Raw genomic sequence first — 18,820 nt, forward strand, 5'->3', positions numbered from 1 at the left:
CTGATAAAAGCAATTCTTTATTAATAGAGTGAACGGAATGAAGCTAAAAGTGGCGAGGGAAAACATTGTGCTCCTGTTTCTGCATCGCTTCGCTAGCTTCGAAACATGAAAGAGCGTTGCATCGCTGCGCTAGATTCGTCGCAAACAAGGCTGCCTTGCAGCCTTGTTTCCTGCGGGAGCAGCACGAGCTGAAGACACTGGACTGAGCGCAGCGAAGGAAGCGGCTGAAGCCGTGCCCGCGGAAAGCGTCCACTTGGAGCGAAATGGCCTAGAGAATGGAATGTTTCTCCACAGCCTAACCGCTCTTTATAAGAGCGGTCTTCCATCGTTCCTTACGCTTTTTTCTCACGCGCCCGGTATTTTTCAAATAAATCGCCGATCATATCGTAATCAATGGCCATATTGTTTTCATAAGCGTATTTCACGCCGTAGCCGAGTGCCAATGTCATGGCCGAAGCAACCGTTCCGCCAATCACCGACCCTGCACCAGGAATGAATTTCAATGCCTGGCGGTAAAGGGTATGGCCGATGGTCTGAGTTGCCGTTACCACAATCATGTCTTTAGCCGCTTTTTTGCTAAGCGGCTTATCGTACAGTTTTGAAAGCTTAATAATCATTCCCACCTGAAGGGAAGTCAGCGGAATGACGTCAGACCCTGGAATCGGAGATGCTCCGATTACCCCTGCCGAAACGCCTGCGCCGATGATCCAGCGATTGGCTGCGGATGATTTTTCTTTCATGCTTTTGGCGAAGAGCAGGTCTTTCCCCTTCTTTTCGAGCAAAAAAAGAATTTCCTTCTTCAGATTCTCCAGGTTTTCGCCGGTCTTCGAAGATATAGGAATGACTTTGTATTTGTTTTTTGTATGGTCTTTCACAAACTGGACGATCGACGGAATATTTTCTGCCGCATCAATTTTATTCAACACAATGAGAATGTCTTTGTTGTGCTTTTCAATTGCCGTGAATTTTTCTTTCTCGCTTTCCGAGAACACGGTTCCGGCAGCATTTAGGAAAAACAGCACAACGTCTGAATTCTGGACAAACTCAAGCGTCTTTTTCGGGTTTTCATCGTTCGGGTCGTTCAAACCGGGAGTGTCCATAAATTTGATGTTTTCCAGTCCGCGAATGTTGTAAGGATCGACGCTGATTGTTTCTCCAGGCATCGGGTTCGTGCTGGCAATATCTTCACCGATGATTTTGTTCACGGTTGACGATTTGCCGGCATTCACTTCCCCGATCAGCGAGATAAGCAAATCCTGTTCAAGCATGTCGTTCACTTTTTTCATTTCATTTTCAAACATGGCGTCCATCATTTGGCTGACTTCTTGTTCAAACTCTTTTACCATTCGGCGGTCCCCCTTTTGATCTTTACTGACTATTATAACGAATTCAACCAGTTCTGTGTATTTTTCAGTCCTGGATATACGGTTTCAGCAAAGCATCTCCGTACTCCAAAATTTTCTGTACATCGCGGGTGTGTTTTTTTGTTTCACTGTTTTTCTTCCGTTTATCCATTGTTTTTATATCCAACAGCATATCCGGAAGCTTGGCGCCAGGCGCTTTGTACAGCTGCTCCGATTGAATGAATGAGCCCCCCGGCAAATAATAGCGCATGCCCAGCAGGTTTTTCTCGTATTGGAATAAGTTATGCCCCATCAGCGGTTTTTCGTGTTCAATTCCAAGAAGCGCAAGGGCCGTCGGCATAATATCCACCTGCCCGCCCAAGCGGCTCATTTCGACTGCTTCAAAAAGTCCGCCGCCCGTAAACAGGAGTGGAATCGTGTAGCGCTCTTTCATGGAGTAGGAGTGTCCAAGGAAATCTTTAAGAAGCACATCATCTTCATAAGAAAGCGGTGAACCATGAATGCCGGAATGGTCACCGAATATGACAATCAAGGATTCATCGAACAAGCCTTGTTCTTTTAGTTTCTTGATGAAGGCGCCTACCTGCTCATCCGCATAACGGATTGACTGCAAGTAATGGCCGACGTGCGTGCCTTCGTATTCCATCGGCAAATCCAGATATTGCATGTCTTCCGGCAGGACGAATGGCGTATGGCTTGTCATCATGACAATGTTCGAATAGATGCGCTCGTACTCATCGAGTTGGCGCGGCAATTCACCCAAAGCAAAGTCCATCAGCACTTCGTCCGCCGGCCCGTACCCGACCTGTTTTATTTCCGGAATTTGTTCATTTGAAAAAATTTCATCAAATCCGAGAACCGGATACAGCACATCGCGGTTCCAAAACTCGATATCATCCGCGTGGTAAGTTGCCGAACCATAGCCATGCCCTTTCAGGGTTTGCGCAAGCGAAGGAACCGGGCTGCCGTTCAACTTGTTGACGATCGGCACCATGCCTTCTGTATACAGCCCGGTATTGGTGATCCACTCGGCATCCGAAGTCGTACCTGCTCCAATTTGCTGAAACACGTTGGAGAAATAAGCACTTTCCTCCAACAAAGCGTTAATGTTCGGAGTGATTTCCTGGCCATTCAGCGATCGGCCTACGACAAAATTCTGCATGGACTCCACTTGGACCATGAACAAGTGGCGGCCTTGTGCCAACCCAAACGTATCGTGGTTGTTTACCGGCACATATTCATTGCCTTTGAGCGCTTCCAGTTCTTTAGCGGATAAACTTGTGGAAGAGGCATGCGCAGTTTCATTTACCTGCTGATACATCTGCACCAGCTGGGACTGGGCATACCCATTTTCTTTTGCAAAATAGGAGACGTCGATGATCGGCTGTTGAATTGCGTAAACAATGGTGACGGCGCTGACAACTGCCAAGCCGAGTGCAGCATATTTCAACTTAGGTGCACTCGGCGCCTCTTTCCATTTTCTTGCAATTAAAGCAAGCAGCACGACGTCCAGGAAAAACAGGAAATCCGCTGGATGGATCAGCAGCAAAATCGTCGTGCCCACTGTGCTGGATTGGGTCGCCTGCTGCAAATCGTAATAGGACGGAATGGTCGTATAATAACGGCTGTATAAAGTCACGGCAAAGAAAATTCCCGAAACCAGAAAGCTGTAAATCCAAGCCGCCAGCCATATCCGTTTTTTGAAACTCAGCAGCACGAGTGCCAAAAGAAGAGCCCACACCGGAAATTCAACAAATGCAATATGCCAAACGGATTTGGTATCAAAAATCAGGATGCGAAAGGCACTCACTTTTAATAGTAGAAGAAAAAAGATCAATAAATAAGGCACTGCCTTTGATTTGTTCATATGGTCCACCCCCTTTAGCTGACAAATGACCAGGTGCAACAGAGCTAGAAGTTCGTTTGCCCACTGACGTTGAAGCAGCTTCTTCTACCTTTTAATTTTTCTGTTGTTCCCATATTCTGTTGGCTTGAAATGCAGTCCCTTCAATTTCCACTTGATAAATATCGGGATTCGAAAAATTCTTCCACTCTTCGTATCCGTAAGATTCGTCAATGTTTTTCAGCATCAATCCGAGCAGGTTGCCGTGCGTTACTAAAATGGTCCGGTCGGCAGCGGAAGCCAATGCGGCCATTCCTCTTTCCGTTGCTTCCATTCCGGATTCGCCGCCTGAGAGCTTCATGTCCAAATCCTGAAAAGACTCTTTCAGCCGCTCCATCCAGTCAGGCAAATTGGCTGTGCTTAATACCCGCTCCGCAAGCCGGTCCTCGATTTCAATCCCGAGGCCAAGATTGTCCGCAACCGGCTCAATGGATCTGATGGCCCGTGTAAACGGGCTGGAAATAATGTGCGTGATTCCTTTATCCTGAAAGAATTCGGCAAGTTGCCGCGCCTGTTCTTCACCTGCATCTGTCAATAAAGCTCCCGGTTCTTGCCCGGTTGCGCTGCAATGCCTGACTAAATAAATCGTTTTTTTCATTTTCTATACTCCTCATTTCCTCCGCCGGACTATTCTTAATTCCATTATAAGTCTTTATAAAAAATTCGTCTGTTTTAGACCATTCGGCATAGTAAATTATCCAGCTCGCGGCAACCCATTTCTTCTTGCTAATGTGTCAAAGATTGTTTTATGTATTTGGCCAACGATTATTTTATATAACCCCATTCCCTTTTCACAGGCTTTTATGCCCAATAAAAAAACCCGAAGCACTCAGCTTCGGGTTCTGCCTTACAATTTCTTCATCAAATTGGCCATTTCAATTGCGCCGGCTGCAGATTCCCAGCCTTTGTTGCCCGCTTTTGTTCCTGCGCGTTCAATGGCCTGCTCAATAGAATCCGTCGTCAACACGCCGAAAATAACCGGAATATTTGCCTGGTCGCTTGCTCTGGAAACGCCTTTGGCCACTTCGCTGCAAACGTAATCGAAATGAGGCGTCGCGCCTCTGATCACAGTTCCAAGGGTAATAACTGCATCGTAATTGCCGCTTGTCGCCATTTTCTTGGCAACCAGCGGAATTTCAAAAGCTCCGGGCACCCAGGCAATGGAAACATCCGTATCCTTTACGCCATGGCGCTTTAAGGCGTCTTCTGCACCACTCAACAATTTGCTGGTGATAAATTCGTTAAAGCGTCCGACAACAATGCCGATGCGCAGTCCTTCGCCGTTTAAATATCCTTCAAAATGAGTTGTCATAATCCGGGTCTCCTTTAGAAATTCAGCAAATGGCCGAGTTTCGATTTTTTGGTTTTCATATAGTCTTCGTTGTCTTTAGTCGTCTGCATTTCAATCGGCAGGCGTTCAACCACTTCAAGGCCGTAACCGCCGATGCCGGCAATTTTTCTGGGATTATTCGTCAATAGCTTCATTTTCACGATTCCGAGATCCCGCAAAATTTGCGCGCCGATTCCGTAATCGCGCAAATCATCCGCAAACCCGAGCTTCTGATTGGCTTCCACCGTGTCATAGCCTTGTGCCTGCAATTCGTAGGCTTTCAGCTTATTGATCAGGCCGATGCCGCGCCCTTCCTGGCGCATGTATAGCAGGACACCCGATTCCGAGGAACCGATTTGTTCCAATGCAGCATGAAGCTGCGGCCCGCAATCGCATTTATGGGAACCGAATACGTCCCCTGTCAAACATTCGGAATGGACGCGCACCAGAACCGGTTGTTCCGGATCGATGTCCCCTTTGACAAACGCCACATGGTCCTGTCCGGTCAGCACTTCGGTATAGCCGATCGTCCGGAATTCCCCGTATGCTGTTGGAAGCACAACTTCCACTTCCCGTTTGATCAATTTTTCATTTTTGCGTTTGTAGGCGATTAGATCCTGGATGGTCAATATGCCCAGTCCGAGGCGTTCCGCCACTTTCTGAAGATCATCCACACGGGCCATCGTGCCATCCGGATTCATGATTTCGCAGATGACGCCAGCCGGCGCGGATCCGGCCAGTTTCGCTAAATCCACCGCCGCTTCCGTATGGCCGGCACGGCGCAATACGCCGCCCTTTTTGGCGATCAGCGGGAAAACATGGCCGGGGCGTTTGAAATCCGCCGCTTTGGATTCTGGATCGAGCATACTCAAAATCGTGTGCGAACGTTCAAACGCACTGATGCCTGTAGTGGTGTCCCGATGGTCGACGCTAATGGTAAACGCTGTTCCGTATTCATCCGTATTGTTATCGGTCATTAATCCGATTTTCAGCTGTTTGGCAATTGTTTCTTCCACCGGCACGCAAATCAATCCGCGGCCTTCAGTGGCCATCAAATTAATGATTTCCGGCGTGGCATGCTCTGCCAAAGCGATAAAATCCCCTTCGTTTTCCCGGTTTTCATCGTCAATGACGATGACAGCTTTTCCGTCTTTTAAATCCCGAACCGCTTCTTCTACCGTGTAGAACATTTTACCGCCTCCATCAAAATCCGTTTTCAGCCAGCCAGCTCCGAGTCATTTTCGGCTGCGCTGTCTGAATCCGTTCTGTGTATTTTGCTAGTAAATCACATTCGATATTCACGCGTGCACCAATCCCTTTTTCTCCTAATAGAGAATCTTCCTGTGTGGTGGGGATCAATGAGATGGTAATGGTCTTGTTTCCAAGATCGAAGATCGTCAGCGATGTTCCGTCTACTGCGACAGATCCCTTAAGCATCATATACTTCATGAGTTCCGGCTCCACTTCAATCACTTTCGTCAAGGCATTCGACTCTTTTTTGACCGAGCGGATGACACCGGTGCCGTCGATATGTCCGCTGACAAAATGGCCGCCAAAACGCCCGTTGGCAGGCATCGCCCGTTCCAGATTCACACGGGAACCGCTTTTCAGTTCCGACATGGTGGAGGTTTTGACCGTTTCAGGAATGACATCGACGGTAAATGTATTGTGCGTAAAAGTCGAAACCGTCAGGCAGACGCCATTGATCGAAATGCTGTCTCCCCGCTTCACGTCTTCCAAAACGAGTGAACAGGCAATTGTCAGTTCCATGGCCTGTGGCTTGGCGCGGAGAGAAGCCACACGGCCCACTTCTTCCACTATTCCAGTAAACACTTGCAATCACGCTCCTTTGCCATGTTTTAAGACTTTTTTGTCCCAAAACTTTATTCAGTTGTGTCGAGCTCTGAATGCTTTCAATTTAGAAATTAAGCATTCTTCGGCATATTTGCCGAAAAGGCCATGCAAAATATGGATTCTTTCCACCAAGGGGCAAACGGGTGGTAAGGAAAGGGTAAGTCTGAGGAATATTGAGTACACAAAAACCAATGCACGTTTTTATTGGATCTGCTCTGAAAGCCGGCTTCAAAAGGAGGATCTTTTTCCGCAACAGCATAGACTTCACCAATTTTTTAAAAAAGTGCATAACAAAAAAAGCGTCAATTCTTCTCCCATCCAGACTTTCACTGTCGGTGCCGGATTTACACCAGCTCCACCGTCTATGAAATGTGCAGGCGCATGGTCAGCCCCGACAAGCGCTGTAGGGCTTGAAGGTCACGGCGTTTTTTGCCGTGGCCAGCAAGACCGAAGCGACCTCGAGGGGCTATGCGCCGGAACTGAACACTGAAATGTGCAGGCAATCGCGCAAGACCCGACAGGCATAAGGCGAGCCATCTGCGCGGCGCTTCTTGCCGCAAAGATGGATTGACTTATGACCCCGAGGGTCTGATTGCCGGAACTGGACACTGAAATGTGCATGCCCACGTTCACTCAGCTGCTTCTATTCACAGATCGGGTCACGGACTTACAGTTTCCTGCTCACCGCCGGTAAGGAATTTCACCTTGCCCCGAAGAATTGATTCGATTATTCGTCCGTTTAATAGTAACATAAACAGATGAATAGTCAGTAAATTTCTCTTAAAATGTTATAGGAGGTTAATAAATGTCACATTCTTTTCCAGTAAAAGGAATCGATGTGGACGATGAAACTCGCTGCGCCCACTACCATTCCGAAATTGACCGCATCGCCATCAAATTTTTCTGCTGCGGCATTTATTACCCTTGCTTCGAATGCCACCAAGCAGCCGGATGCGGACAGCCTAAAGTATGGCCAAAAGAAAAATTCAATGAAAAAGCTGTTCTCTGTGGTGCATGCGGCCACGAACTGAAAATACAGGAATACCTGGACTGTGCATCGTCATGTCCGGCTTGCCAGGCACGTTTTAATCCCGGATGCAGCCTGCACAAGCATTTGTATTTTGAATGAGCTTGCAGTACGAAAGCGAATAAACTTCAAAAACCTATAATTCACTCCAAACAAAAAAGAGAACATCAGCTGTTCTCTTTTTTCGTATCCACGCTTAAACACATGACAATCTGTTCGCCTTTTGAGCGCATCAGGCGGCGGCCAGTGTCCTCAAATCCTGCTTTCCGGTAGACTCGCTGCGCTGGCAGATTTCGTGCATTCACACCAAGCACCACTTCATTGAACTCGGGAAATTCTTTTTGGACAAAGCCCGGCAGCGCATAAATCGAACCGGTGGCAATGCCGCGCCCCTGGTATTTCGGATTGACCGAATAGCCCCGAAGCAGCAATGCTTTCGGATTATTGGAATACAATTTCCGGTCATCCGATTCGTCCAGCTCAAAAAAGCCGGCCACTTCGTCCCGTGCTTTTATGATAATCAGATGCTTATCGGGATTTTGGGCATCCCGCTCAATAATGTCTTGCGGCAAGCCCGTAAATTCCAATTGGTCTGACGGCAGACTATATTCGATTGTCACCTTCGAGGTATAAGGATGAAGCGTGACTTCTTTCTTTTTTATCACTTCGAACGCCTCCTTGCAAAATAGCCGCCGCGCTGATTCCTAGGCGGCAGCAACAAACCTGAGCCTTCTTTTAGTCTTTGTTGTCCACCATGATCAAGTGTTCAGTCCCGGAAGGCAGAATGTTCAAGGCTTCCCGCAAAAATTCCGGGTAGAGATTCACTTTCTGGACTTCCTCAAGAGGTACCCATTGATAAGTCAGATGATCGCCTTCCGGACCAAAAAATGGTTCGGAACGGTAATGCTGCTCGCCGCCCTTGCTTTTCACTGCGTAGTAAAAACCCAGTTCGTGGTAGGCTTTTTCGCTGTACGTGAAAAAGTTTTCCGTTACCCACAGCAGACGTTCTGTTTCCGCTTCTGCATCCAATTCCTCTTTGATCTCGCGCACCAGACACGTTTTCGAGTCTTCCAGCATTTGCGCCCGGCCTCCTGGCAGCGCCCAGTGGGATTCATGCGTCTGCTTGTGCAACAAAACATGCCCGTTTTCAATCCATACTGCCGCCACCCGGTAATTGAACACCTGGTTCTCCATTTTGAATGTTGTATCCATTTTGCACCCCTTATTCTTTTTCCAGCGTAACAGACACAATCTCCGGCAAATTAAAAATCCTCAACGGGAATCCGCTGTTCCCGAGCCCTCGGCTGAGCACAAGCTGCGTTTCGCCTTCTTCAAACACCCCTTCGGTCATGGTCGGAAACCAGCCCTGTCCGGGAGCAATCAATCCGCCAAGCCCTGGTATGCGAAGCTGTCCTCCATGGGCATGGCCGGAAAACACGACGTCAATGCCCTCATCTACGTATGTAGTGAACATTTCCGGCCGGTGAGCCAACAGCAGCGTAAATTCGTCTTTTAAATCAGCTTCATCCAGTGCTTCACGTGTAAACTCTTCTTCGGTCAGATTCACATCCATCAACGGATCGTTGATTCCAGCTATTTGTATCGATTCTCCTTCGAGTTCCCATTGCATGGCATCGTTCATCAAAACAATAACGCCTCGTTCTTCAAGCGCCGCCGTTATTTCTTCAAGTTTGTTTACGGACACTTCATGGTTTCCGATCACAAAATAAACTTCCGTCATTTCCACTAAAGCATCAACCAAATCCAAACTCACTTCCAAATCGTATCGGTCGCTGTCAATCAAGTCTCCTGTCACAAAAATGGCATCCGGTTTTTCCGCTTCCACTTTCTCAATCAATGAAGACTGCCCTTTCCCAAATTCGGCATTATGCAAATCCGAAATTTGGACAATTTTCTTTCCATCAAATGCTTCGGGCAATTCTGTGGAAGCCACTGTATAGTCCGTAGTGACCACCCATTTGTTGTTCACCCACACAAATCCCCATACAAAAAATACGAGGACCAAAAATACCACTAACTTTTTCATCTATTGCTACCTCTATTCGATCTTAATCAAATCAATAGGCGTGATAATGCCTGTCAACTTTTCTTCTTTTTTGCCATTCCGCGTAATGAGCAGCGCTTCTAACCGGCTGCCTTCCATCACGGAACGCTTGAATATTTCTTCCGCTTCATAAACAGATGTATTGGAGGCGATAAAACGATGGTTTTCTCCAGCACGTTCATATTTCAGGATATCGCCCATCGTGGTTATTTCCCGGGAAATAATTTTTTCATCCACCGTTTGGACAAGCCATCTTGCTATGCCGGCAGACGTAATGAGGCCGATAAATTCTTCGTTCAAGTAAATGGGGAATTGCAGGAAGTTCCGCCCCCTTACGATGCGCAATACTTTTGCCAGGCTGTCCTCCGCTTCAAACGTATGGACGGTCCTTGCAAACATGGCACCTGCTGTTACGGGCTGCGACAGCAAATGCTCAATGCGCTCTATCAATTCTACAACTTCAAGATGCGGTTCTGCAATTACATACTCCGTAGAAGTCCGGTGATGGACGATGGCATTTCGAAGATCAGCGAACTCCCGCAAATCCTCTTCGTATTTTCTCACCGTGGCATTTTCTTTTGTCGCTAAATCAATCGACTTGAAAAAAGTGATATAGCTTGCCCCTCCATTAATCTCTTTCAGCTTTTTTTCAATTTTATTGAATGCCACAATAAAGCGTGCAGAGTTTTTCTCAGCCAAGCGCTCCCTCTCCTTTATCAGCGGTGATTTCAATTTTCAGCCGGTCCGGGTCTTCCATAAAGACGGCATAATGATCCGGTCCGCCGGCAAAAGGATGGCGGTCTTCATATAAAATAGGGATGCCTTTTTCTTTCATTGCCAAAGTCAGGCGGTCCACTTCAGCACGCGAGTCCGCGCGGAATGCCAAATGATTTAACCCCGTCATTTTGCGGTGATAAGGAATGTCACGGAACGGCTCCTCCGTCTGGACAAAAACCAGGTACGCAGCACCGCTTCTGTAGCTGAAACCGAGTGGCCAGTTCTGATACTCAGCATATCCGAGCTCTGGAAGCAAAACACTGTAAAATTCCCTCGACCGTTGTAAGTTTGAGACGTTGATTTCTATATGGTGAAGCATATTCATCAACTCCTTTTTTTCAGTTTAACAGAACGGAACGGAAAAATTCACGGCTCAGAAGATGCTGGAAACGGACAGACAGAAAAACCGCAGCTTTAGAAGCTGCGGCAATGAAACATCTATACTTTTGTTTTCGAAGCATTGGCTTTCGACGACCGGATTCCGGCCAGTATCATAGCAAAAATCAGCAGAATCCCGATGCCTGCGGTCCACCAGAAATCTTCCGGCTTCGGTCCATCGAGCAGCCACTGGGCAGCATATCCCGGAATTTTCAATGGAGAAACAGTCCAGTACGTTCCAAGCAAGCCGTCAATCAGCTGAAAAACAAAGATAAGCAGCAGCGACCCAGCCGCCGCCAATCCGGCGTTCGGCAGCACAGCGCTCATCAACAGCACCAGGCTCACAATCAGCAAAATCCAAAGGCTGTACGTTGCCCCGAATTTCAGGAATTTCGTGAAGTCGACCCTTTCAAATAATAAGAATGTATAATAGTAGGCCGCCAACAAGCCGGACCAGACACTCAGCATGCCGACTGCACTTGCCAGTATCCACTTGCTTAAAAAGTAAGACCGGTAAGACAACGGACGGACGTACAGCAATGTGGCGGTGCCGTTTTTCCGCTCTCCTGCCACTGAACCCATATACGCCAGCACCAAAACCAGTATGCCGATCAACTGGTATTGGCCCATCACTGCAACCAGAATTTCTTCCGGTTCAGGAGGCGGGATTTCAATAACAGCGCCATCCGGCAAATTTCCAACAGAATCAAGAATCTGCGGCATAAAGTAATTGGTCACAGGTTCAATGATTCCAAAGAGAATAAATACAATAGGGATCCAAAAAACCTTATAATTCCGGAAATTCTCCCGCCATTCCTTCTTCAGCAACACGTTGAATTGTGTCATTCTGCACCCGCCACCTTCAGGAAGATTTCTTCAAGCGTAGCTTGTTGCCGTTCGATTCCGGATACAGCGGTGGCATCTTTGGAAAGCACCGACAATACTTCTTCCATCCGAGGTCCAGCTTCGCCAAGCGGCAACAGCACCGAAGTTCCTTCCACACGGGCGTTCCAGTTATGCTGTTCCACAAAATGGGCAGCAGAACGGACATCCTGAAAACGGATGCGGATGTTCGGTTCAGCATAGCGCGCTTTTACTTCTTCGAGCGAACCCTGTTCCACCAGCTGGCCGCGCCGCAGGAACAATACTTGATCCGTCATTTCTTCGGCGTCGTTTAAAATATGAGTGGAATACAAAATGGTCGTATCATGCTGCAAGGATTTCAGCAAATTCATGATCTCCCTGCGCCCTGTCGGATCCAAAGCGGATACCGGTTCATCCAGCAACAGCAGTTTCGGGCGGTGAACAATTGCCTGAGCCAGTCCAAGACGCTGTTTCATGCCTCCTGAAAAAGTGCCTGTTTTCTTGTTTAGCGCAGAACCGAGCCCTACAAATTGGAGCGTTTCGATCGATCGGCTTCTGGCTTCTCTGGCAGCAATACCGCTAAGTCTGGCAGCCATCTCTAAAAATTCAAGAGCCGTCAACCATGGGAAAAGCTGGGGGTGCTGCGGCAAAAAGCCGATGCCGGAATGATTTTTCCAATCGGCCGTTCCGCTTGTCTGCTTCAATAATCCGGCAAGTATCGACAAAGTCGTCGTTTTGCCTGCGCCGTTCGGTCCGATCAAGGCCGTCGAAGTCCCCTCTTCCAATGAAAAAGAAAGATTGCTGACCGCGACTTCCGAACCATAACGTTTCGTCAGCTTGTCCACTTCCAGGATGTTCAATAATTCCGCCTCCCAATCACCAAATACAGAATGGGCCCCAGGATATTGACAAAGACAATCAATATGGCCCATAGCCATTTTGGTCCATTCGGATTCGGGTTTTTTACCAAGTCCACCAATGTAAAAATCATTAAGCCGAGCTGAATGGCAATAATCGGCAAGAGCAACAGCACTAATGTGGTTTGATCCATTCTCTTTCCTCCTCTTTTGTTTACAGCAGAAAAGCAATCAGCAGCAGAACCGCAACCGGAAACAGAAGGTACAGCCAGCTTTTCGGATTGCCAAAATTAATGGTCCAACCGATGCCAAACCGTTTTTCCACCATTACCGAAGGATCTTCTTTATTGACATAAAAAATTCCGGCTTTCCAGTATAAGTCGTTATCTGCATCAATGATCCCCGGTTCCGTACTTTCTTCTGCACGCGAACCGCTTTTGATCACCTTAAAGGCATATAAAGCGGTTCCTCCTAATACGGCAATCAGAAAAGCGATAATTAACGCCATATACCAAACTCCATTGCCGATTTCCGAGTGAACGAATGATAATTGCAGGCTTCCCAATAATAACGTGACAGATATCGTTGAAATAAATAAGAGCCAGCTGCCGTATTTGCGGGAAGCGAGTTCCCTTTCGCGCGACTGATTTTTTTGGCTGGCCCCAATTTTAGAGCCGCTTGTTTTTCTTGCATGGTTCATGACTAAAAACATGATTTGCATAATAAGCAATACCAGCATAATTGAAATGCTGGTGAAAACGGTTTTTTCAGTAAACTGGTCTGGCCCGCTTGGCCCCCAATGAACCGGAATTTGTCCGGGCAAACTGCTGTAATGGGTTAATGTGTACACGATTAATCCGATGGTAATCATCATCGGAAGAACAAACGCGAGACCGGAAACCATCTCCAAGTCCTGCCGGAACTGCAGATCCACCACTATTTTCTCTTTTTTTCCAACGATCCAGCCTTGTTGCTGTTTTTCTTTTTTCACTTTCAAGTGATTGATGAGGTATAGTGCCATACTGAATAAGATAATGGCCAATTGCAGGCCAACGCCCCATAATGCAATTGTTTCTTCTGAAAAATTCTTGCTGCTGAATACAATGCCGTAGAGCAGAGCAACCGCTCCACCCGCTAGCCAAACAAAGAGTGCGTAGCTTTTCTTCAGCTTTTTTAATTCCACTTTCTGCGAATACTCCAACGGCACATATATTCCGAACACTTCTGTTTTCTTCACAAAAAAAGGGATAAAAGCTTGGGTGCCAATAATGAATACCATAATAGCTAGCATCAGAATAACGGTCATTTTGCTCCCTCCTGAATATTGCGGATCGTTCTTTCTATCATTTTCTCCATTTCTTCTTTCTCCAGTTGCAGACATATTGCCTCAGCCAATATTGGCCGCAATTCCTGTTCAATACGCTGTTTTTCTTCTTCAGTCGCCTTGCGTAGGGCATTTGAGTGAATAAATACCCCTTTTTTCGGAATGATTTCAATCATCTTTTTCTCTTCTAAATAATGGTAAGCTTTATTGACGGTATGCATATTCATGCCCAGGTCTGCTGCAAATGCCCTCCCGGAAGGAAGCGGTGAACCTGGGGGCAATTGTCCATTTGCCACTCCTTCCATAATTTGATTCGCCAATTGCAAATAAATTGGAACAGCTGACTGCGGTTCAATTTCAATAAACATTTTTTCACCTCTTGTTCTATTTACTGTAGAACAGTTGTTATACTCATAATATAACAGACTATTTTTTTAGTCAATAACTATACATAAAAAAAGGCCAGACAACAAAATGTCCAGACCTTGTGCATCCTTAGCTTATATAGTCACTTTGTAAACGCCCTTATGCTGCTGAAGCTTTTTCACCAGCTCGATTTCATTTTCTATATTGCCGTCTTTTACCGCAAAAATATAAGCCGAAACCCTTTTATCCGTATGGGACTCGAGATGTTCAATGTGAAAATCGAGAATCTCCACATTGCTTTCTTTAAAAAGCTGCTGGATGGATGCAAAACTGTCTTCCCGGTCTTCTGCAACAAGTGAAATTTCTTTTCGGCTATGGGATGGAAGAAACTTCGCTTCCAGTTTCCCAAGAATCGACAATGCGACCAGCACAATTACGGTCGTTAAAACGGCGACAAAATACATGCCGATTCCGACGACAAGCCCTAAACCGGATGCAACCCAGACAGAAGCTGCAGTCGTCAACCCTTTGACTGAACCGCGATGCACAATGATGGTACCCGCCCCCAAAAAGCCAATGCCGCTGATGACATAAGACGGAATGCGGGCAGGATCAAACCGGATGGCATCGCTGTTCCGTTCCAAAAACGCATCAAACCCAGTGACCGACAAAATCATCATCAAGCACGATCCAGTTCCAACGAGCAAATGCGTCCGGAGCCCCGCCGGCTGCTGCTGCGCTTCCCGTTCGATTCCAATCAACCCGCTCAGGAAAGCCGCTGCAAGCAGCCGGATCACAATGCTCAAATAATCGCCCGGCAGAAAATCCATCACTTTTCCTCCTGACCTCTTCCCTCTCTTATACTAAAGTTTACCCAAATATATTTTTATCATTCTCAAAAATAGCTGCTATCAAAAAAGAACCTCATGACTTATGAGGTTCTACCATTTAAGCGACATAAACGTTTCCGCCAGTATTTTACGGCTGGCATCTTCAATCGGCCAGCCGAGAATTTCCTGCCTCAGTCCATCTCTTGTCCCGAAGCCTTTGACAAAACCGTTCAGACGGGCTGCAAACGCCGAATCGAGGAGAAGTTCCGGCTCTGGATAAACGGCTTCCAACTGGGCCAATGCTTTCGGATAACGCTTTAAGTAATATTTTTGATGGCGTTCTTCTGCAAGCGTAAATTCGGTATAAGCATCGATTTCCGTCTCAATGCCTTCTCCAAGTTCCGCTTCCATTTCTTTTTTCACCCGGCTGATTGTTTCCGCTTGCCCCTCATTGTGGTAGCGCAGCAAGGAAATATACTGCCTTCCTTTGTATTCATCCCGGTTCGGATAATGGTTTCTCCAAAACTGTTTGAGCACTTCTTCGTAACTGATAAGGGCTGGATCAAAATCAATCTGGACTGTCTCGGTATGGTCGCCCATTTTACGGTAAGTAGGATGGGGTGTGGTGCCTCCTGAAAAGCCGACCCTTGTGCGAAGAATACCCGGCAGGCTTCCAAAGCGCGCTTCTGGCCCCCAGAAACAGCCCATCCCAAAAGTCGCCGTTTCCATGTTCTGCTGCCAATTCTCCATTCCTTTTTCCAACTCCACAATGGTACGTTGCTGCTCCATCTCAGTTCCCTCCAATTTACTATCAGTAAAACACACTAAAGAAAACATGAAAAGCTTGAACGCTTTGGCGGCTGAAATAGTAGGAAAATCGCACAGTTTTTATTAAAATGAAGGCAAGAATACAGACATGAGCGAAAGTGGGTGGCGGCTATGAAAAGCCGAAAAAGAGAAATCATTGCTTACTTCCGGGAATTGGACCGGCGCTTTTTCATGGATTCGCATAAAGAATTGGCGGGTCTGGATGAAGCTCTTCCCATCGGTTTTGACCAAACCATTTCCCAGCCTTCTCTTGTCCTCGAGATGACGCTTGCCCTGGATCTTCAGCCGGATTCAAAAGTACTTGAAATCGGGACAGGCTCCGGTTTTCAAACCGCGCTGCTGGCTGAGTTTTCGGAAGAAGTGTATACAGTTGAACGCATCAAGGAGCTTCACGGCCGTGCCAAAGAACGCTTGAAAGAAGCGGGATTCAAAAATATCCGCTTCCAGCTCGATGACGGCAGCATGGGATGGCAGGAATTTGCCCCGTACGACCGCATCATGGTGACTGCCGCAGCTTCAACGGTACCGGCTGAACTGTTGGATCAGTTGAATGTAAACGGGAAACTGCTGATTCCTGTTGGAACGCCGGCCATGCAGGAACTGACCTTGCTCGAAAAAGATGCAGACGGCAAGGTGACTTCCACTGTTTTGAATTACGTGAGGTTTGTCCCGCTGAAAGGAAAATATGAATAAAAAGCTGTGCGTCTCCGTGGGCAGAGACGCACAGCTTTTTATCCGTTTTTCTGCGCCGTTAAGCGCGGACGGGCAAAGACAAACCATTGATAGCAAAAGATGGTGATCAGCAGGGCATCAATCACATCTCCGCCGTAATACATCAGCATACCGCCCGCTTCCGCCTCACTTTTAGGCACTGTTTGCGGCGGACTCGCGTAAATCAATTTCGACAAAATCCCGTGTGCAGCAAGGGCTGCCACCAAGACGACCGCACGCAGCGGAAAACTGGCTTTATGTGCGACGGGATCCATATAAATAATGGACGCGGTAAATAAATAGCCGGCTGCCAACAAATGAAAATGGACGAGGCCATACAACAAAATGTGTTCATGCATCAAAACGAACAAGTCCGTCCTGTACAACAGGAATAAGCCGCCGGTATTTAAAGTGGCAGCTGTAAGGGGATGGCTCAATAAATACACAGGCCAGCTTTTCAGGAACCGCGTCACTTTCCTTGCAGAAGCAACTGAAAGCGACCTGAGCAAAAGTGTCATGGGCGACGCCAGCACCAAAAGCAGCGGCGCAAGCATGCCGATCAGCAGATGAGTTGACATATGTGCAATAAAGTTGTGGTGTGCCTGATTAGCCAATGGCCCTATCAAACTCACACCGATAGAGAAAACTCCCGAAATCCAAAAGACGGACCTGTATGCCGGCCATCTTTTAAACTTGTTCCGGGATCGAATGGCCGCATGAATGTAAATGATGACAGCCATCAACAAAAGCAGAACGATTCCAAATTCTGAAGCTGATATTTCCGATTGCACCCCATGCTCCATCTAACTGCCCGTTCTTTCTGCCGGCTGCCGGGTTTTCCAAAGCAAAACAGCACCCAGAAGCAGCAATAGGACCGCAATGGCATTCCATGCCAGGTCATAAGGCAAAATGTCGACATCATAGCGGATTTGATGCAGTTTCAGCAATTTGTGCTGAATCGTTCCGTCGTAAAGCTGAAAAGCTCCGGCGCCAATAAGCATGCCGCCGATCCATCGCTGCGGCCAGAAGGCGTTTCTTCTTCTCAAGTCAGCAAAAAGGAAGAGCGAGGCAATCGTTGCGAACCAGCTGAATGCATGAAACAAGCCGTCGGATACCAAACCAACATCACTTGTCGACAAATCGTAGAAATGGTGCCAGTGCAATAGCTGGTGAAACACCGCTTCATCAACAAAAGCCGCTGTTCCTACACCGAACAGCACGCCTGACCATAAATTGCGTCCCGACAACACTCTCCGGTTCTTCCCATTGGCATAAGCTCTTGCATTTTCCGTATTCGTGAACATAGACAGCGGCCTCCTTTATGCACCCATAATTTTCATGATAAAAATCCTCATTAAGGCTTGTTGTGTTGAGTCAAGATACCCCTATTCCCAAAAGTCAAAACCCTTTTAACTCCTTAACGCTGAGCAACACTCCATAAAACATAAGGCAAGAGAAAAGCGGTTCAAATAAAAGAGGCCGAAAACTCTTTGGTGGTAAGCAAAGAATTTCCGGCCTGATTTTTCTATGACTTTTCCGGCTGCAGAATCAATATAATAAACCCTTTGTCTTCATCAAAATTCCAATCGAGAAACACTTCGCGAATGTTTTGACCTAGCTCCAGCTGCTCCAGCATTTTTCGCTCCAGCGGCCGTTTAACCAGCTTCAGTTCTTCAAAAAAACCGGCCCGGATCAGTTCTATTTCAATATGGATGAATATCCCTGACCTTTCAATAAGAACCGTCCGGTCGTTTAATGAATAGATTTCAAAGGAATCCGGGACTTTCTGTACTTTTTCACACACTTCTTCCACTGCTTTTAAGAATTTTTGATTTTTGATTTCTTTTGGGCAGCCCTTGAGCGCAATTCCCGATGGCCGTTCAAAAATCCCCAGAATCAATCCGGTCTGCTCTTCAAGGTTCCAATCCGCATAGATTTCAGTCACCTGAAAGTTTCCGATTTTAAATAGTTCCAAAGTGATTTCGGCTCGCAAATCGTTCATCAGGATATCGCGGGTTTCCAGGATGCGCCTTGTTTCGTTTTGTTTTAAGAGGATTTTTTCCGTCGGCGCTAAAAATCCGCGAAGGTGAATCACTAGGTAAGGGTCAGCAACGGTTACGTAAACCGACGACGGCCCTTTTCCGAAGTACTCCCGCAGCAAAGTGGAAATATAGCTGCCGACCTCTTTTTCTATCATTTTTTCTCTTGCCATGACTATCTGCTCCTTCGTTCCGGGAAGAAATACTCTTTTTTTATTGGGGGATGGGAGTGGGGCGAATAGAATCCATTGCCAGCACAAAAAACCACCTGCTGTGCAGGCTTTTTTGTACAAGGTTCTATTT

Annotated in this window: 23 protein-coding genes; 2 read left to right on the top strand and 21 right to left on the bottom strand. The window is 47.0% G+C overall.

Going from position 1 to position 18,820, the window contains the following annotated elements:
• Positions 1–332 precede the first annotated feature (332 nt).
• The 6 genes from BLQ32_RS00905 to ribE form a co-directional block, all read right to left on the bottom strand.
• Positions 333–1,346, bottom strand: a complete 1,014-nt coding sequence (locus tag BLQ32_RS00905) for a GTPase (RefSeq protein WP_036804990.1) — start codon at positions 1,344–1,346, stop codon at positions 333–335.
• Positions 1,347–1,410: 64 nt separating this feature from the next.
• On the bottom strand, positions 1,411–3,231 hold the full coding sequence (locus BLQ32_RS00910; RefSeq protein ID WP_074508740.1) for an LTA synthase family protein: 1,821 nt from the start codon (positions 3,229–3,231) through the stop codon (positions 1,411–1,413).
• Positions 3,232–3,322: 91 nt separating this feature from the next.
• Positions 3,323–3,865 carry a histidine phosphatase family protein gene (locus BLQ32_RS00915; protein WP_074508741.1) on the bottom strand — a complete coding sequence of 181 codons (543 nt, stop codon included), beginning with the start codon at positions 3,863–3,865 and terminating at the stop codon, positions 3,323–3,325.
• Between the two features lie 249 nt (positions 3,866–4,114).
• Positions 4,115–4,579 (bottom strand): 6,7-dimethyl-8-ribityllumazine synthase, encoded by a 465-nt coding sequence (gene ribH / locus BLQ32_RS00920; protein WP_074508742.1) that lies wholly within the window; start codon positions 4,577–4,579, stop codon positions 4,115–4,117.
• Between the two features lie 14 nt (positions 4,580–4,593).
• Entirely contained in the window at positions 4,594–5,787 is a 1,194-nt protein-coding gene (locus tag BLQ32_RS00925) for a bifunctional 3,4-dihydroxy-2-butanone-4-phosphate synthase/GTP cyclohydrolase II (RefSeq protein WP_074508743.1), read from the bottom strand.
• A gap of 13 nt (positions 5,788–5,800) precedes the next feature.
• The gene (gene ribE / locus BLQ32_RS00930) at positions 5,801–6,430 is read right to left on the bottom strand and encodes a riboflavin synthase (RefSeq protein ID WP_074508744.1); all 630 of its coding nucleotides are present in this window, start codon (positions 6,428–6,430) and stop codon (positions 5,801–5,803) included.
• 826 nt (positions 6,431–7,256) lie between these two features.
• On the opposite strand from ribE, the gene BLQ32_RS00935 reads away from it, so the two are divergent.
• Positions 7,257–7,580 (top strand): CHY zinc finger protein, encoded by a 324-nt coding sequence (locus BLQ32_RS00935; RefSeq protein ID WP_036805009.1) that lies wholly within the window; start codon positions 7,257–7,259, stop codon positions 7,578–7,580.
• 65 nt (positions 7,581–7,645) lie between these two features.
• On the opposite strand, the gene BLQ32_RS00940 is transcribed toward BLQ32_RS00935, so the two are convergent.
• The 12 genes from BLQ32_RS00940 to msrA form a co-directional block, all read right to left on the bottom strand.
• Complete coding sequence (locus BLQ32_RS00940; RefSeq protein ID WP_074508745.1) at positions 7,646–8,143, bottom strand: GNAT family N-acetyltransferase; 498 nt, start codon at positions 8,141–8,143, stop codon at positions 7,646–7,648.
• A gap of 70 nt (positions 8,144–8,213) precedes the next feature.
• On the bottom strand, positions 8,214–8,690 hold the full coding sequence (locus BLQ32_RS00945; RefSeq protein WP_074508746.1) for an NUDIX hydrolase: 477 nt from the start codon (positions 8,688–8,690) through the stop codon (positions 8,214–8,216).
• 10 nt (positions 8,691–8,700) lie between these two features.
• Complete coding sequence (locus BLQ32_RS00950; protein WP_036805018.1) at positions 8,701–9,525, bottom strand: metallophosphoesterase; 825 nt, start codon at positions 9,523–9,525, stop codon at positions 8,701–8,703.
• A gap of 12 nt (positions 9,526–9,537) precedes the next feature.
• On the bottom strand, positions 9,538–10,242 hold the full coding sequence (locus BLQ32_RS00955; protein WP_036805020.1) for a CBS domain-containing protein: 705 nt from the start codon (positions 10,240–10,242) through the stop codon (positions 9,538–9,540).
• A complete protein-coding gene (locus BLQ32_RS00960) occupies positions 10,235–10,639 on the bottom strand; it encodes a VOC family protein (RefSeq protein ID WP_036805023.1) in 405 nt (134 codons plus the stop codon). The genes BLQ32_RS00955 and BLQ32_RS00960 overlap by 8 nt, the downstream gene beginning before the upstream one ends.
• Before the next feature lie 119 nt (positions 10,640–10,758).
• A complete protein-coding gene (locus tag BLQ32_RS00965) occupies positions 10,759–11,544 on the bottom strand; it encodes an ABC transporter permease (protein WP_036805026.1) in 786 nt (261 codons plus the stop codon).
• The gene (locus BLQ32_RS00970) at positions 11,541–12,422 is read right to left on the bottom strand and encodes an ABC transporter ATP-binding protein (RefSeq protein ID WP_074508747.1); all 882 of its coding nucleotides are present in this window, start codon (positions 12,420–12,422) and stop codon (positions 11,541–11,543) included. The genes BLQ32_RS00965 and BLQ32_RS00970 overlap by 4 nt, the downstream gene beginning before the upstream one ends.
• Positions 12,419–12,613 carry a PLD nuclease N-terminal domain-containing protein gene (locus tag BLQ32_RS00975; RefSeq protein WP_036805031.1) on the bottom strand — a complete coding sequence of 65 codons (195 nt, stop codon included), beginning with the start codon at positions 12,611–12,613 and terminating at the stop codon, positions 12,419–12,421. The genes BLQ32_RS00970 and BLQ32_RS00975 overlap by 4 nt, the downstream gene beginning before the upstream one ends.
• Positions 12,614–12,633: 20 nt before the next feature.
• Entirely contained in the window at positions 12,634–13,725 is a 1,092-nt protein-coding gene (locus tag BLQ32_RS00980) for a DUF1648 domain-containing protein (RefSeq protein WP_074508748.1), read from the bottom strand.
• Entirely contained in the window at positions 13,722–14,111 is a 390-nt protein-coding gene (locus BLQ32_RS00985; protein ID WP_053165096.1) for a GntR family transcriptional regulator, read from the bottom strand. Before BLQ32_RS00985 ends, BLQ32_RS00980 begins: the two co-directional genes overlap by 4 nt.
• A 132-nt stretch (positions 14,112–14,243) precedes the next feature.
• Positions 14,244–14,939: an MgtC/SapB family protein gene (locus BLQ32_RS00990; RefSeq protein WP_074508749.1), complete on the bottom strand. Its 696-nt coding sequence runs from the start codon at positions 14,937–14,939 to the stop codon at positions 14,244–14,246.
• A gap of 111 nt (positions 14,940–15,050) precedes the next feature.
• The gene (msrA, locus tag BLQ32_RS00995; RefSeq protein ID WP_053165092.1) at positions 15,051–15,728 is read right to left on the bottom strand and encodes a peptide-methionine (S)-S-oxide reductase MsrA; all 678 of its coding nucleotides are present in this window, start codon (positions 15,726–15,728) and stop codon (positions 15,051–15,053) included.
• 150 nt (positions 15,729–15,878) lie between these two features.
• Here msrA and BLQ32_RS01000 point away from each other — a divergent pair, with 150 nt between their 5' ends.
• Entirely contained in the window at positions 15,879–16,460 is a 582-nt protein-coding gene (locus BLQ32_RS01000) for a protein-L-isoaspartate(D-aspartate) O-methyltransferase (protein WP_074508750.1), read from the top strand.
• Positions 16,461–16,498: 38 nt separating this feature from the next.
• Here BLQ32_RS01000 and BLQ32_RS01005 read toward each other — a convergent pair whose 3' ends face one another.
• The 3 genes from BLQ32_RS01005 to BLQ32_RS01015 all read right to left on the bottom strand — a co-directional run bounded on the left by BLQ32_RS01005 (position 16,499) and on the right by BLQ32_RS01015 (position 18,690).
• Positions 16,499–17,281 carry a cytochrome c oxidase assembly protein gene (locus BLQ32_RS01005; protein ID WP_074508751.1) on the bottom strand — a complete coding sequence of 261 codons (783 nt, stop codon included), beginning with the start codon at positions 17,279–17,281 and terminating at the stop codon, positions 16,499–16,501.
• Positions 17,282–17,782 (bottom strand): DUF2243 domain-containing protein, encoded by a 501-nt coding sequence (locus tag BLQ32_RS01010; RefSeq protein ID WP_083335235.1) that lies wholly within the window; start codon positions 17,780–17,782, stop codon positions 17,282–17,284.
• Between the two features lie 221 nt (positions 17,783–18,003).
• The gene (locus BLQ32_RS01015; RefSeq protein ID WP_074508752.1) at positions 18,004–18,690 is read right to left on the bottom strand and encodes a Na-translocating system protein MpsC family protein; all 687 of its coding nucleotides are present in this window, start codon (positions 18,688–18,690) and stop codon (positions 18,004–18,006) included.
• Positions 18,691–18,820: the final 130 nt, after the last annotated feature.

The sequence above is a fragment of the Planococcus glaciei genome (genome assembly GCF_900099655.1).
GTDB lineage: Bacteria > Bacillota > Bacilli > Bacillales_A > Planococcaceae > Planococcus > Planococcus glaciei.